Below are 15,742 nucleotides of genomic sequence, written 5' to 3' on the forward strand. Positions count from 1 at the left end.
CCCCTTGCTCTGCTCTACCCTTGGGGCCGCTTCAATCCGCCACCGGGCGGAAGAAGGCGTTGATCGTCAGCCGTCCTTCGCGCGGATCGGAGGAAAGCGGCGCGGCATTGTCGATCACCCCGCTATGCAGGATGTTGCCGCGATAGAACACGGCGCTGTTGAAATGTCCGGGAACGGCATGCGTGCGTTCGAAATGCGGCGCGCCGTCGGTGGGGTAGGCCGCAGGCGGCAGGCCGGTGCGCACCACGTCGCGCTGCACGGCCTCGCGATAGAGCGGGAAATCGGCGTCTGTGATCGCCTCCAGCCCGGTCGACCGGTGGCGAAAGAACGCGGTTCCGCCGTGGCCGGTGCGGTGGAGGTACAGCATCATCGCGATCTGGCGCGGATCGGTGCCGTCGACATGCGGCAGCCGCTGGATCGGGGCGAGGTTGGCGGGCGGGGTGGTGACCAGCGAATACCACCCCTGCATCTCCCAGCACGTGCCGCCTTCATCGAACCAGCGGCTCAACAATGGCGAAAGCACCGCGACCCAGGCGGCGCAGACCTGCGGATCCATCGCCGCACGCAGGCCGGGATATTGCGGCGTGATTCTTGCAAAATCCTGCAAAGATGCATGATCGATGACGCGATCAGGCGTTTCGAGCATGGCATCGACAGTGACAAGAGCATGATTTTGCGACGAGAAATTTGAAAGCGCCGCCCTGTCAGGCGCAATGGCCCATCCGGGCGCTGCCGATATCGGGTGCGATGTGGGGGTGATTGCCATGACCGGAAGCCTAGCAAATGCAGTGACGGCGGCCTAGCAGTAACGATAAAACACTGATCCAAAATAATATAATGGAAAGTCGTTCCGCCTCGTCAATGCGGCCCTCGCCCTGCCTGTGCAGCACTGCAGAGCGCCCTGGAAAGACTGTGACAATCGGGCAACAAACTGTTGAAACCTTTCGGCATTGGTCGGAGGATTGGGCTGTATCCTGCATCCATACCGTTGATAAATTTATGGAATGTGGCGCAAAATCAGGGCCGGACCCGGCCGCGCGATTGGCGATTTACCTCGGCTGCAGACTGCGCTATGAAAAAACCTGCAAAAGCGCACGCATGATGTCGCTTGCTGGAGGGGATTTCAGATGAAGACCAACGGGATCAATGTGAGCGCGCGTCTGCTTTGCGGGGCCGCAACCTTTCTGGCGCTGGCCGCGACCGGCGCACCGGTGCTGGCGCAGGACGCCGAAGAACCGGCAACCGCCACCGCCGATGATGAAGAGAACGCGATTGTCGTCACCGGCATCCGCAGCTCGATCCAGTCCTCGCTCGATGCCAAGCGCAATGCGACCTCCATCGTCGAAGTGATCTCGTCCGAAGACATCGGCCTGCTGCCCGACCTTTCGATCGCCGATACGCTGGCGCGTCTGCCCGGCGTCACCGCCCAGCGCGTGCGCGGACGTTCGCAGCAGATCTCGATCCGCGGCCTCGGCCCCGACTTCTCGCTCGCGCTGCTCAATGGCCGCGAAGTGGTTTCGGCGGGTAACAACCGCGGGATCGAATTCGACCAGTTTCCGTCCGAACTGATCGGCTCGGGCGTGGTCTACAAGACCGGCGATGCGCAACTGGCCGCCATCGGCATTGCCGGCGCGGTCGATCTGCGCACGATCAAGCCGCTCGACTACAAGGATCGCCAGATCACCGCGCAGGCGACCTACACGATCAACGATCAGGGATCGCTGAACCCCGATTTTTCGGATGACGGGTACCGCTTCTTCGCCAGCTACATCGATCAGAACGCCAGCGGCACGCTGGGCTGGTCGCTGGGCGTGACGACTCAATCGATACCGACCCACATCATCCAGCGCGAGTTGAAGACCCGCAACGACCAGGTCTCGCGCACGGCCGACGGGGTGATTTATCCCAGCGACAATCCGCGTCAGGGCGTGCAGAGCCGCAGTTTCGAACGCACCTCGGTTGCCGGGACACTGCAGTTCGAACCGACCGACAATTTCGCGCTGACGATCGACAGCTTCTACACCGATACCAGCGATTCCGGCATCTTCCGCGGCACCGAAACTCCGATCGCTTCGTGGAGCGGGGCGAGTTTCGACAGCGCGACCGGCAGCGGCCCGTTCGCTGACACGGCGACCTATTCGGCGGTGGTGCCGATCTTGCGCACCGACACCGAAGGCGCCGAATCCTCGATCTTCGCGATCGGCGGTAATCTGGAATGGCGGGCGAACGACAATCTCGGCTTCGTGCTCGATTACGGGTATTCTACGCTCGACCGTGACGATGTCGATTTCGAATCCTACGCAGGGACCGGCCGTGCCCGCTCGGGTGCGCAGGACACGCTGACCTTCACCTTCCCCGAAAGCGGCGAATATTCGATCGACGGGCTGATCGATTACGCCGATCCGGCCAATGTCCTGCTGACCGATCCCGGCGGCTGGGGCCAGGTCGGATTCCTGCGCGAACCGGAGATCAACGACGAACTTCATCAGCTGCGCGCCGAAGCCTCATGGGAATTCGACGGCGGGATGATCGACAGCATCGTGGTCGGTTGGCTCTACACCGATCGCAACAAGGATTTCGACAATAACGGCACGTTCCTGCGCGCCGGCCCCGCTTTCACGGACAGCTCGCTGGCGATCCCGGCCGACCTGATTATCGGGTCGTCCAATTCCAAGGGGATCGGGCAGGACATCATCGCCTATAATCCGGCGGCGCTGCTGGACAGCGGCGTCTATCAGCTGGAACGGGCGACCGACGACACCGAATGGGTGGTCGAGGAGAAGATCCACAACTTCTACATCCAGGCCAATATCGACGGTGATCTGGGATCGGTTCCGGTGCGCGGCAATATCGGCCTGCGCTATGCCGATACCGAACAATCCTCGGTCGGCACGATCAGCGGCGGGTTCACCAATGATGTGAGCGCGAGCTACGATAACTGGCTGCCGAGCATGAACCTCAGCTTCGAGGTTGCGCAGGACACCTTCATCCGTGTCGCGGCGGCCAAGACCATCACCCGCGCGCGGCTGGATCAGCTGGCGGCAAACCAGAACATCTCCGTCAATCCGCTGAGCTGTGCGGACACGAATGGCGACCAGATCCCCGATACGGTGATCGGCTTCAATCCGCCCACGCTGGTATGTTTCAATCTGGGCGGGGGCAACCCGACGTTGCAGCCTTACCGGTCGACATCATTCGACGTGTCGTTCGAAAAGTATTTCACGCCCGGTTCGGCGATTATCGTCGCGGCATTCCACAAGGAATTGTCCGACTGGGTGCTCGATCTCAGCGAAACGATCGACCTGACCCAGCAAATCGAGAATGCCGGGTTCGGATCGATCCTTACGACAGCGCCCGAACTGGCCACCGGCGTGTTCGGCGGTCCGGTGAACTTCGCGGACGGATCGATCACCGGGATCGAAGGCACGCTGCGGTTCGATTTCGGCGATGTCTCGACCGCGCTCGACGGGTTCGGCGGGTTCGCCAGCGTGACCTATGCCGATGCCGAGATCGAACAGCCGGGGCTCAACCCGATCCGCATTCCGGGATATTCGGATGTCACCTGGTCGGGCGATATCTTCTACGAGAAGTACGGCTTCCGAGCCAAACTCGCCGCGCGTTACCGCGGTGCCTTCCTGTCCGAAGTGCAGAACTTCTCCGGCGGGCTCGACGGGGCGGATGCGCAGGGTGAAACCATCATCGATGCGCAGATCGGCTACACCTTCGAAAAGCCGGGCAGCCCGCTCAACGGCGTCGGGATTCTGTTGGAAGCGTTCAACCTGACCAACGAACCCTTCGTGACCCAGAACGATCTGCTGGGGGTCGGCGGCGACGTGGTCGGCACCTTCCCGAGCCGCCACGAGATCTACGGGCGGACGTTCAACTTCACGATCCGCAAGAACTTCTGATCGGTAGCATCGCAATACAACCCTCGGGTCGCTCCAGGGTTTCAGGAAGGGCTCGCCAGCAATGGCGGGCCCTTTCCGCGTCCGGGCTTTCAGTGCCGCGGCAGGCGAGACACCGGCGCGAGGCGGCATAAGCGGTGCATCCGCTTTCCTACTTGTGTTGCGGGTGGCAGCGTCGGCGCCATGCCTTGCCGCAAGTGCTTTTTCCGCCTCCCGATGACATCGGATGAGGGCGAAGATTTTCGCTCCTTGGACAGTGTCTCATGTGTCTCCTACACGCGCCGCCGCGCAGCGCGCGCCGGGGTTAATCGGCGTGGCAGAGCCTTCGTCGAAGCGACGATAGGCGGCGCGATCAGGTGGTGATCGGCGGCGCGGCGCAGTGGCGGGCGACGAATTCGCCATGGCCCGGCATCGCGGCCACCGCCTCGTCCATCGCGCTGCGGATTTGCGCCAGACGCTCGCCCACCGGCACGCCTCCACGCATTGCGGCGAGGGCGGGTGCACGGGCGGGCACGATGCCCTGGCCGAGATAGACCGCGATCCAGCTGGGGTTGGCGAACAGCTCGCGCTCGCCGGAAACCAGCATGCCGTGAGCGGCGAAGTGGTCGATCTTGTATTGCAGGCTGTCGGGGATCGGCATCGCCGCGCAGTAGCGCCACAGCTCGGAATCGTCCCGCTCGCTGGCCTTGTAATGCAGGATCAGAAAGTCGCGGATCCGCTCGTATTCGCTGGTGGTCTGCGCGTTGTATTCGCGCGCCAGCAGCGGCGACATCGCATTATCGGGCAGCAGCGCGATCAGCCGCAGGATGCCGTACTGGATGAGGTGCAGACTGGTCGATTCGAGCGGCTCCATGAACCCCGCCGAAAGTCCGATGGCGACGCAATTGCGCTTCCAAAACTCGCGGCGTTTGCCGGTGACGAAGCGCAATGTGCGCGGGTCAGCCAGAGGCTTGCCGTCAAGGGTGGCGAGCAGTTCGGCGCTGGCGGCGTCCTCCGAAATGAACTCGCTGCAATGGACGTAGCCGTTGCCGGTGCGGTGCTGCAGCGGGATGCGCCATTGCCAGCCAGCAACCTTGGCAGTGGAGCGGGTGTAGGGCGTGAATTCGCCCTTCTCACAGGGCACTGCCACCGCGCGGTCACACGGCAGCCAGTGCTGCCAGTTGTCATAGCCCGCTTCCAGCGCCTCCTCGATCAGAAGTCCGCGAAAGCCGCTGCAATCGATAAAGAACTCGCCGCTCACCGTCTCCCCGCTCTCCAGCGTGACATGTTCGATGAAACCATCCGCGCCGCGCAAACCTACGTCGACGACGCGGCCTTCCTTGTGCACGACGCCGCGCGCCTCGGCAAAGCGCCTGAGGAAAGCGGCGTAGAGCCCGGCGTCGAAGTGATAGGCATAATCGAAGGTCGACTGGATCAGCCGCCGATCAGCGGAAGGGTGCGTGAACTTGCCCGCCTTGGCCATGGCCCAGCACATCGAGAAATCGTCGATCGGGCCGGTGACGCGCCCGGCCAGATATTCGCGCATCCAGTGGTGATAGAACGGCACGGCATCGAACTCGGCGCCGTATTGGCCGAAGGGGTGGAAATAGCTGTGTCCGCGCTTGCCCCAGTCGACGAACTCGATCCCGAGTTTGAACGATCCTTGCGTCTCGCGCACAAAGGTTGCCTCGTCGATCCCGAGCCGTTGGTTGAAATTGCGGATCGGCGGGATGGTCGCTTCGCCCACGCCGACGGTGCCGATCGCTTCGCTTTCGATCAGCGTGATGGCGCAATCGCGGCCAACGACATCGGCGAGCGCGGCCGCCGTCATCCAGCCCGCACTGCCGCCGCCGACAATGACGATGCTGGTGAGCGGGGCAGGGGCGGCATCGGCGGTCATCCGCTATCCGCCGCAGCTTTCGCGGATCAGCAGGCTGGTTTCGAGCCGTTCGGAAATCGCCGGGCCATCGCCGCGGTCGATCAGCTTGGACACCAGCATCCGTCCGGCCAGGTTCGCGTCCTGATCGATGGTGGTCAGTTGCGGGGTGACGAGCCGCGCTGCCGGGATGTTGTCATACCCCACCACCGAGACATCGGCGGGCACATCGACCCCGGAGCGGGTAAGCGCGCGGATCGCGCCGATCGCGATGAGATCGCTGGCGGCAAACACCGCGTCGAACTTCAGGCCGCGGGCAATCGCGCTGCGGGTCGCGGCCTCGGCGGAATGGACCTCGAAATGGGCCGGAACGATCAGGCTGTCGTCGGACCCGATCCCGGCCTGTGCCAGCGCCTGACGATAGCCGCGGCTGCGCTGTTCGGCCTCGGGCGCTTCGGTATCGCCGAGGAACAGGATGCGGCGGCGGCCAAGGCGGACGAGGTGCGAGGTTGCGCGCCGCCCGCCTGCGACATTGTCCGATCCGATTGCGCAATATTGCGCATCGGGAAACTCCGCGCCCCACACCACGAAGCGATTGTCGCGCAGCGCCAGCGCGTTGAACGCATGGTGGAGCGAGCTTTGCCCGATGAAGATCACGCCGGTCGCGCGGCTGGTGCTCATCGCGTAGTCGAGATCCTCACCCGCGCGCGGGGTCAGATGGCTGATCAGGAGGTCGGCGTTGCGTTCGCGCGCGGCCTCAGCAATTCCCGCCAGCAGTTCGAGGAAGAACGGGTCCGCCACCCGGCTTTCGCGCGCCTGCGGAGCGGGAACGACCACCGCAATCGTCGCATCGGCCCCGCTCGGCCCGGCGGGCATGCTGGCGCGGAATTCATAGTCATGCGCCCGCGCGATCTGCCAGATCTGCTGCTTGGTACGCCGCTTGACCGAAGGACTGTCGTTCAGCGCGCGGCTAACGGTCGAGACCGACACTCCGGCCTCACGCGCGATGTCCTCCAGCGTGGCGCTGCGCCGTGAGGCAGGCCGGGTTGCGTTCATTGGCAGGCGGGCTCCGGGTTGTTTGCAACCCAGTAACCCGAACACGGCGCCAGCACCATGGGCGGTCTTGCCGCGCTGCCGATGGTGCTTTCATTCGCCAGCAGTTGCGCCGCGGCGAATTCCTCGGGCGGTGCCCAGCTCTGCGCCTCATTGCTCAGATTGAAGGCGCACAGCACGGCATCGCTGGCAGTGCGGCGCACGAAGGCAACGATCGCGTCGGGCGTGTCGAGCAGAGTGATATCGCCGATCACCAGCGCCGGCAGCTGCCGTCGCAGCGCCAGCAACTTGCGGGTGTAATGCAGGCTCGATTGCAGATCCTCCGCTTGCCGGTCGATCGCAAATGCGGCGTGCGCGGGATCGAGCTTCAGCCAGGTGCGGTTGGCACTCGAAAAGCCCGCCTGCGGTGCGCTCGCCTGCCACGGCATCGGGGTGCGCGCTCCGTCGCGCCCCAGCGTGTGCGGCCAGTTGGTGATGGCTTCGGGGTCGAGCAGATCCTCGAAAGCGACCTCGCCCTGCGGCAGGCCCAGCTCCTCGCCCTGATAGATGATCGGGTTGCCGCGAAGCGCGAGCAGCAGCAGCAGATTGAGCCGTGCGGCGCGGGCGTGGTCGCCGCCCTGCACCCAGCGGGTAATCGCGCGCGGGGCATCGTGATTAGAAAATGCCCACGAAGGCCAACCCTCGCCCGGCTCGCCGCTCCACTGCGCAAGACTGGCGCGAACCAGCGGCGCAGTGAGCTGCGGGGCGTAGAGAAAATCGAAATTATAGGCCGAATCCAGCCGCTTGCCGCCTTGGGTAAACGCCTTCATTTCCGCCAGCGGCTCCGGCCCGCCAACTTCGGCGACAGTGAAGCGGCCCGGAAATTCGTCGATCGTCTGCCTGATCCGCTCGAGGAACGCGACGATATCGGGGTGCGACTGGTTGTAACGCTTGGCCTGCATGTCGAACGGGCGCGTCACCAGTTCCAGCGGCAGGCCCGAGGGCGGATTGTCGCGCAAATCGGGATCATGCATCGAAAAATTCAGCGCATCGAGCCTGAAGCCGTCAACGCCGCGCTCCAGCCAGAACCGCGCGACATCCAGCAGCGCATCCTGCACCTCGCGGTTATGGACGTTGAGATCGGGCTGGCTGGTGAGGAAATTGTGCAGGTAATACTGCTTGCGCGGCCCGTCCCACTGCCAGGCGGAACCACCGAACACCGATTGCCAGTTCGACGGGGGCGATCCATCGGGCTTGGGATCGGCCCAGACGTACCAGTCGGCCTTGGGATTGGTGCGATCGCTCCGGCTTTCGCGAAACCAGTCGTGTTCGTCCGACGTGTGCGAATAGACCTGATCGATGATGACCTTCAGGCCCAGCCCGTGCGCCTTTTCGATGATCCGGTCGAAATCGGCGAAGGTGCCGAAGGTCGGATCGATCCCGCAATAATCGGCCACGTCATAACCGAAATCGCGCATCGGCGAGGTGAAGAAGGGCGAAATCCAGATCCCGTCGACCCCCAGTCCGGCGATATAGTCCAGCCCCTCGACGATCCCGGCCAGATCGCCGATCCCGTCACCATTGGTGTCGCGAAAGCTGCGCGGGTAGATCTGGTAGATCACGGCGCCGCGCCACCAGGCGAGCGCAGCAGTGGTTTCGGCAGCAGGTGCGGCGGCCGATGCAGCGCCGACGGACGAGGCATTCACGGGATCAGTACTCCGCCCTGCAGACGATATAGCCGGTGGCCGGGATGGTGAGGTGATAGGCGCCGATAGCCGCGCTGTTAGACGGACAATCGCCCGAAAGCGACTCCCACTGCGTCGCCCTGCCATCGACCGGGAAGGCGAGCGGGCGCGGGGTGTCTCCGGCGTTGAAGGCGATCACGATCTCGCCTTGGTCTTCGGGATCGAGCCGCGAAATCACCAGCGCACCGCCATCGTGATCGGCATGGCGGGTAAGCTGCTGCCCGTGCCGCAGCGCCGGTTCAGCCGTGCGCAGCGCGGCCATTGCGGCAATAGCGCGGTAGATCGGATGAGCGGGATCGAAATTGCTCGTGGCCACGCTCGCATCCGTGCCAGCGAGGTCGTTATCGGTGTAGACTGCGGTGGCAGACGGGAACATCGTCTCGCGCGCGTCCTGATCGTTACCGTCGGAGACGAAGCCCTGTTCGTCGCCGTAATAGATCGTCGGTACCCCGCGCGAGAACATCATCAGCGCGTGGCCCAGTTCGATCCGGCTGACCAGTTCGGCGTCGGAAATGCCGGGATTGGCCTGCTTCACGAACATCGCGAACCGGCCCATGTCATGATTGCCGAGGAAGGTCGGCAATTGCTTCGCGGTTTCGAACCCCTCGGCGTAAACCGCGTCGGTTTCGAACAGGTAGCTGAGCGTCGTGGCCGGTTTCTCGCCTGCCACCACATCGCGCACGCGGCCCTGAAACGCGAAATCGAGTACTGCCGGAAGCCCGGCCTGCGTGGTGAACTTGGCGAGATGCGCCGGTTCGAATTCGTACGCCTCGCCGAACATATGGAAATGCGGGATGCCTTGCGCACGGGCGTGATCGAGGATGGCCGGCGCGAACACCTGCCAGAATTCGGGGTTCACGTGCTTGGCGGTGTCGATGCGGAAGCCGTCGACCTTGAAGTCGCTGATCCACTGTTTGTAGATGTCGATGAACCCCGCCACCACGCGCGGGTTGGTGGTCATCACGTCGTCGAGCCCGGAGAAATCACCGGTGGTGCGGCTTTCGCCCTCCCAGAAACTGTCGCCACGATTGGTGTAATAGATCGGATCGTTGAGCCACGCCGGGTTCTTGATCGCCTTTTCGGCATCGGGAACATAGGTCGTATAAGCCCAATCGGGATCGGTCAGGTGCGCGAAATTCTTTGCGGTCAGATGCTTGGGATCGGTGCCAAGGAAGCCCTGATTGATGGGCGCGCCGTCTACTGCGCCGCGGGTGGTGTAGGGGTATTCCCCCTCCGAACGGTAGGGACAAGCCGCGTTGTTGCGCAATTCCTCGGGCGCATTCGGGCCGGAACATTCGGCATATTTGATCACGTCGGCGGTGTGGTTGGTGATGATGTCCATATAGACTTTCATCCCGCGGGCGTGGGCGGCATCGACCAGCGCCTTGAACTCCGCGCGGGTGCCGAAATGCGGATCGACGTCGAGGAAATCGGTGATCCAGTAGCCGTGATAGCCCGAACTCTCGCGTCCCGGCGGGCCCTGCACCGGCTTGTTTTTGAACACCGGCGCGAGCCAGATCGCGGTCGCGCCGAGGCCCTGAATGTAGTCGAGCCGCTGCATCAGCCCCTTCAGATCGCCGCCCTGATAGAAGCCCTTGTGGGCGGGATCAAAACCGTGATCGAGCCGCGTGCCTTCTATCCCGCCACGATCATTGGCCCGGTCACCGTTCTCGAACCGGTCGGGCAGGACGAAGTAGATGATCTCGTCCTCGGGCGCGCGATCGGCCAGTGGCGGCAAGGCCGAAGATTTCTCGCCCGCCAACGCGGTGCCGGCGCACAGCGCAGCGATTACGCTTACGAAGATTCGCATCATGACCCAACTCCCTCCGTTGGCGTTCTGGCATCATGCCCGAATTTTTGCAAATCTTTGTAGAGGGCAGTGTTGGTCCCGAACGCATTAAATAAGCCAATGATAAAACAATGAAAGGCAGCGTAATGCCTGCTCTTGGGAGAATTTTCACGATCAAGATCGCAAAGTTTCTTGCAAATTTTTGCAAGCTGTCCAGACTAGCTTAGCACGGGTTGGAAGCCATCGGCCATGAGAGCCGCGATTTTACCGCCCGGCGGGTGCCGCGTCATCCCTGCAGCAGCGGGGAGCGGCGGGAGAGGATAGTGCGATCATGATGCCAGCAGGCCACAAGCCCGCGCTGAAGCCAGCGCAGATATGGAACATGAGCTTCGGCTTTCTGGGCATCCAGATCGGTTTCGACCTGCAGAACGGTAATGTCAGCCGGATTTTCCAGACGCTCGGCGCCGAGGTCGATGAACTGGCGATTCTGTGGATTGCCGCGCCGATGACGGGGCTGATCGTGCAGCCGATCATCGGCCATCTTTCCGACAAGACGTGGGGCAGGTTCGGACGACGGCGGCCCTATTTCCTCGTCGGCGCGCTGCTAGCCAGCCTCGCGCTGTTCGTGATGCCCAATTCGCCGGTGTTGTGGGTCGCGGCGGGGATGCTGTGGATCATGGACGCCTCGCTCAATGTCACGATGGAGCCGTTCCGCGCCTTCGTTGGCGACAATCTGCCCGACCGGCAGCGCACGATGGGCTACGCGATGCAGAGCTTTTTCATCGGGGTGGGCGCGGTGGTGGCGGGCGCGCTGCCGTGGGTGATGACCAACTGGCTTGGCCTCAGCAATGTCGCACCGGCTGGCGAAATCCCGCAGACGGTGCAGTGGGCGTTCTATATCGGCGGGGCGGCGCTGCTGGCGGCGGTCGCGTGGACGGTGTTCACCACCCGCGAATATTCGCCGGATGAATTGGCCGGGTTCGAAGCGGCGCGGCGCAATGCGCTCGGCATCGCACGCAAGACCTCCGCCGCAGCGCTGCGCAGCGCCGCGCAATTCCGCAAGGGCGGGATGGTGTGGATCATCGCAGGCGTGGTCTTTGCCGCCTTCGTCGCGCTGGCACGCGGCGAAGCGCGCCCGGCGTTTCTGGGCGCAATCGAGGTCGCCCAGGAGCTTTACGTGCTGGCCGCCTTGCTCGCCGCATTCGGCGGCATCCAATTGGTCGCGAGCGTCTTGCGGGCCGAGGGGCGCAACCACAGCGGTTTTATGGAAGTGGTCAGCGATCTGTTCGCCATGCCCAAGACCATGCAGCAGCTCGCGGTGGTGCAGTTCTTCAGCTGGTTCGCGATGTTCGCGATGTGGATTTACGGCACGCCTGCGGTCGCCGAGTACCATTTCAGTGCGCCCGACCCGGCCACGCAAGGCTATCAGGACGCGGCCGACTGGTGGGCCTTGCTCGGCTCAGTCAGGAACGGTCTGGCGGCGGCGGCGGCATTGGGATTTATCCTCATCGCCGCGCGGATCGATCGCATCCGCTTGCATGCGATCAACTTGATGCTGGGCGCGGCGGGATTTGCCGGGATGCTGCTGATCCGCGATCCTGCGCTGTTGTGGGTGCCGATGATCGGTATCGGCATCGCCTGGGCATCGATCGTGTCGTTGCCCTATGCGATCCTTGCTGGCTGCGTCCCGGCGGAAAAAATGGGCATTTACATGGGGGTGTTCAACATTTTCATCGTCGTGCCGCAATTGCTGGCGGCGACGGTGCTGGGGTTCCTCGTCACCAACCTGTTCGGCGGCGAGCCGATCTACGCGATGGTGATCGCTGCGGTCAGCTTCGTGCTGGCGGCGATCGCCACTTTGTTCGTGGCCGATGGCGACCTGCCTGCCGACGCGCCGCTGCTGCGCGCAGGAGAGGCATGATGCGGCGGGGATTTGCTCTGCTGGCAGCGGCGATGCTGGCTTCGCCCGCATTGGCCGAGCCGGTCTATACGCCGCGCACGCTGGTCGAAGTGACGAATGCCGAGTGGACGCGCGATGCGGTGCTGTATCAGCTCAACACCCGCCAGTTCACGCCGGAGGGCACCTTCGCCGCCGCGCAGGACCACCTGCCGCGCCTTGCCGCAATGGGCGTGGACATCATCTGGTTGATGCCGATCCATCCCATCGGGGAGGTGAACCGCAAGGGCACACTCGGCAGTCCCTACGCGGTGCGCGACTACCGCGCGGTCAATCCGGAACTGGGCACCGAGGCGGAGTTTCGCGCTTTCGTGAACGAGGCGCACCGGCTGGGGCTGAAGGTGATCCTCGACTGGGTCGCCAACCATTCGGCCTATGACAATCCGCTGACGGTGAGCCACCCCGGATGGTACACCCGCACACCCGAAGGCGCGTTGATGAGTCCGCAGGGCACCGACTGGTCGGACGTGGCGGATTTCGATTACAGCCAGCCCGGTCTGCGCCGCTACATGACCGAAAGCCTCGTTTACTGGGTGCGCGAATTCGGAATCGACGGTTACCGCGCCGATGTTGCCGGCTACGTCCCGCTCGATTTCTGGGAGACCGCGCGGGCCGAACTGGACACGGTAAAGCCCGTCTTCATGCTCGCCGAGTGGGAGCAGCGCGATCTGCACGCCCGCGCTTTCGATGCCACCTATGGCTGGGGCTGGAAGGAGGCGATGCAGCGCCTGGTGAAGGACGGCAGCGGCGCAGGCGCGATGCGCGGCTACTACGCCGGGCAGGCCGAAACCTGGCCGCACGCGGCGCTGCGGATGGTCTATACCGACAACCATGACCAGAATTCGTGGGACGGAGTGGCGGCCGAAATCTATGGCCCCGCTTATGAAGCGGCGATTGCGCTGTCATTCGTGGGGAGCGGGTTGCCGCTGATCTATAACGGGCAGGAGGCCGACCTCGCCCGTCAGTTGGAATTTTTCGAACGCGATCCGATTGCGTGGCGCGAGGGCAAGCACGCCGCGCTGTTTGCCAGGCTGATCGCGCTCAAGACCGAGGCCGGCGCGCTGCACAACGGTCGTTACGGTGCGCCGATGGTGGAGGTGCCGACCAATGCCACCGCCGATGTCTATGCCTTCACGCGCGGGCAGGCAGGCGAGCGGGTGTTTGCGGTGTTCAACCTGTCACCCCGGCCGCAGACGGTCACGTTCGAACGCGCGCGCCACCATGGCCGCTACAGCGATGCGCTGAACGGCGATGCGGCGGCATTCACGGGCAGCGAAACGCTCGATCTTGCCCCATGGGGCTACCGGATTTTCAAGGAAAACAAGTGAGGCAGGACGTTATGCGGATCTGGTCGAAATCGGCGGCGCTGGCGGCCATAGTGCTGGTCGCGGGGCCATTGAAGGCGGAGACGCTCGAGCTTGCCTCGCCCGACGGGACGATCACCGTCACTGTCAGCGACGATAACGGGATCGCAAACTACGCAGTCAGCTACGAGGGCGATCAGGTGATCGCGCCTTCGCGGCTGGGCATGCTGTTCGCCGAACACCACGGCTTCGAACGCGGGCTTGAAATTGCCGGGGCGACCCGCGCAGCCAATGACAGCACGTGGGAGCAGCCGTGGGGCGAGCGGCGGATGGTGCGCGATCAGCACAATGAACTCGCGGTCACCTTTGCCGCGACCGATGGCCCGGCGCGGCAGGTGACCGTGCGGTTCCGTGCCTTCGATAGCGGGATCGGCTTTCGTTACGAGCTGGCCGAACAGGCAGCCCTCACCGGCGAGATCGCCATCGTCGACGAGCTGACCCAGTTCGCCGTCGGTGAGGCGGCGACCATGTGGTACACGCCCTCGGACGAATTCAACCGCTACGAATACGTCACCCGCACCGGTGCGGCGGGGACGGTCGACGATGCCCACACGCCTGCGACCTTCCGCAAGGAAAGCGGCATCCATTTCGCCATCCACGAGGCCGCGCTGGTCGATTATTCGGCCATGTCGCTGAGCGCGCTGCGGCCGGGCACCTTCGAAGCGCGGCTGCGCAGTTGGCAGGGCGGCCCGAAGGTAAACACAACCGCGCCCTTCACATCGCCGTGGCGCACCATCCAGATCGCGCAAGACGCGGTCGGCCTGATCAATTCCGACATCATCCTCAACCTCAATGAACCGAACAAACTGGGCGATGTATCGTGGGTGGAGCCGGGCAAATATGTCGGCATCTGGTGGGCGATGCACATCAATGATCGCACCTGGGGCAGCGGCCCGATCCACGGCGCGACCACCGCAGAGACCAAACGCTACATCGATTTCGCCGCCGAGCATGGGTTCAAGGGCGTGCTGGTGGAAGGCTGGAACATCGGCTGGGACGGGGACTGGTTCAACAATGGCGACCTGTTCCGCTTCACCGAGCCGATGCCCGATTTCGACCTCGCCGAACTGGGGCGTTATGCGCAATCCAAAGGTGTGCGGCTGATCGGCCACCACGAAACCTCGGCCAATATCGCCAATTACGAAAGCCAGCTGGAGGCCGCCTTCGACCTCTATAAATCGGTCGGGGTGCGGCAGGTAAAAACCGGCTATGTCGCAGATGCGGGCGATGTGGTGCGGGTGGATGACAAGGGGCTTCGCCGCTACGAATGGCATGACAGCCAGGTCATGGTCGATCATCACCTGCGGGTGGTGAAGGAGGCTGCCGAGCGGCAGATATCGATCAATGCGCATGAACCGGTCAAGGACACCGGCCTGCGCCGCACCTACCCCAACTGGATGACCCGCGAAGGCGCGCGCGGCATGGAATTCAACGCCTGGGGCACGCCGCCCAACCCGCCCAGCCACGTGCCGATGCTGGCCTTCACCCGGATGCTGGCCGGGCCGATGGACTTCACCCCGGGCATCTTCGACCTCAAGCCCAACGAGCGCCCGCCGGTGCGCGCCGATATTCCGCGCGGCGATCCGTCGAACCGCCCGCAGACCACGCTGGCGAAGCAGCTGGCACTGTATGTGGTGCTGTATTCGCCGCTGCAGATGGCCGCCGACCTGCCCGAGAATTACGAAGCGCGCCCTGACGCCTTCCAGTTCATCAAGGATGTCGAGGCCGACTGGGAGCAGAGCATCGCGCTCGCCGGAGAGGTCGGCGAGTATGTCGCCTTCGCGCGGCAGGGGCGTGCATCGAAAGAATGGTTCCTTGGTGCGGTAACTGATGAAAGCCCGCGCGATCTGTCGCTACCGCTCAGCTTCCTTGAACAGGGCAAGCAATACCGCGCCCAGATCTACCGCGACGGGCCGGATGCGCATTGGGACACCAACCCCTATGCCATGGTGATCGAGGAAAAGGTCGTGACCGGCGGCGATACCTTCGCCGTGCGGCTCGCTGCTTCGGGCGGGGTGGCGGTGCGCTTCATTCCGATCGGCAGGTAGCAGGCAAGCAGTAAGCAGAAAGGGCGGGCATCGCCTGATACCCGCCC

9 protein-coding genes are annotated in these 15,742 nt (G+C 63.7%); 4 read left to right on the plus strand and 5 right to left on the minus strand.

Going from position 1 to position 15,742, the window contains the following annotated elements; translation table 11 throughout:
• Positions 1–31: 31 nt before the first annotated feature.
• A complete protein-coding gene (locus tag Q0L48_RS03265; RefSeq protein ID WP_296717224.1) occupies positions 32–766 on the minus strand; it encodes a DUF6445 family protein in 735 nt (244 codons plus the stop codon).
• A 361-nt stretch (positions 767–1,127) separates the two neighbouring features.
• Here Q0L48_RS03265 and Q0L48_RS03270 point away from each other — a divergent pair, with 361 nt between their 5' ends.
• A complete protein-coding gene (locus Q0L48_RS03270) occupies positions 1,128–3,908 on the plus strand; it encodes a TonB-dependent receptor (RefSeq protein ID WP_296717227.1) in 2,781 nt (926 codons plus the stop codon).
• 349 nt (positions 3,909–4,257) lie between these two features.
• Here the strand turns inward: Q0L48_RS03270 and Q0L48_RS03275 are convergent, their stop codons facing one another.
• The 4 genes from Q0L48_RS03275 to Q0L48_RS03290 form a co-directional block, all read right to left on the minus strand.
• A complete protein-coding gene (locus tag Q0L48_RS03275) occupies positions 4,258–5,784 on the minus strand; it encodes a tryptophan halogenase family protein (protein WP_296717231.1) in 1,527 nt (508 codons plus the stop codon).
• A 3-nt stretch (positions 5,785–5,787) separates the two neighbouring features.
• Positions 5,788–6,816 carry a LacI family DNA-binding transcriptional regulator gene (locus Q0L48_RS03280; protein ID WP_296717234.1) on the minus strand — a complete coding sequence of 343 codons (1,029 nt, stop codon included), beginning with the start codon at positions 6,814–6,816 and terminating at the stop codon, positions 5,788–5,790.
• Entirely contained in the window at positions 6,813–8,414 is a 1,602-nt protein-coding gene (locus tag Q0L48_RS03285) for an alpha-amylase family glycosyl hydrolase (protein ID WP_367274002.1), read from the minus strand. Before Q0L48_RS03285 ends, Q0L48_RS03280 begins: the two co-directional genes overlap by 4 nt.
• Positions 8,415–8,502: 88 nt before the next feature.
• The gene (locus Q0L48_RS03290; RefSeq protein WP_296717240.1) at positions 8,503–10,350 is read right to left on the minus strand and encodes an alpha-amylase family glycosyl hydrolase; all 1,848 of its coding nucleotides are present in this window, start codon (positions 10,348–10,350) and stop codon (positions 8,503–8,505) included.
• A 307-nt stretch (positions 10,351–10,657) separates the two neighbouring features.
• Here Q0L48_RS03290 and Q0L48_RS03295 point away from each other — a divergent pair, with 307 nt between their 5' ends.
• The 3 genes from Q0L48_RS03295 to Q0L48_RS03305 are packed head-to-tail and all read left to right on the plus strand — an operon-like array spanning position 10,658 to position 15,695.
• On the plus strand, positions 10,658–12,247 hold the full coding sequence (locus Q0L48_RS03295; RefSeq protein ID WP_296717243.1) for an MFS transporter: 1,590 nt from the start codon (positions 10,658–10,660) through the stop codon (positions 12,245–12,247).
• Positions 12,247–13,611: an alpha-amylase family glycosyl hydrolase gene (locus Q0L48_RS03300; protein ID WP_296717245.1), complete on the plus strand. Its 1,365-nt coding sequence runs from the start codon at positions 12,247–12,249 to the stop codon at positions 13,609–13,611. The genes Q0L48_RS03295 and Q0L48_RS03300 overlap by 1 nt, the downstream gene beginning before the upstream one ends.
• Positions 13,608–15,695 carry a glycoside hydrolase family 97 protein gene (locus tag Q0L48_RS03305; RefSeq protein WP_367273995.1) on the plus strand — a complete coding sequence of 696 codons (2,088 nt, stop codon included), beginning with the start codon at positions 13,608–13,610 and terminating at the stop codon, positions 15,693–15,695. Before Q0L48_RS03300 ends, Q0L48_RS03305 begins: the two co-directional genes overlap by 4 nt.
• Positions 15,696–15,742: the final 47 nt, after the last annotated feature.

This window comes from Erythrobacter sp. (assembly GCF_024305245.1).
Lineage (GTDB): Bacteria > Pseudomonadota > Alphaproteobacteria > Sphingomonadales > Sphingomonadaceae > Erythrobacter.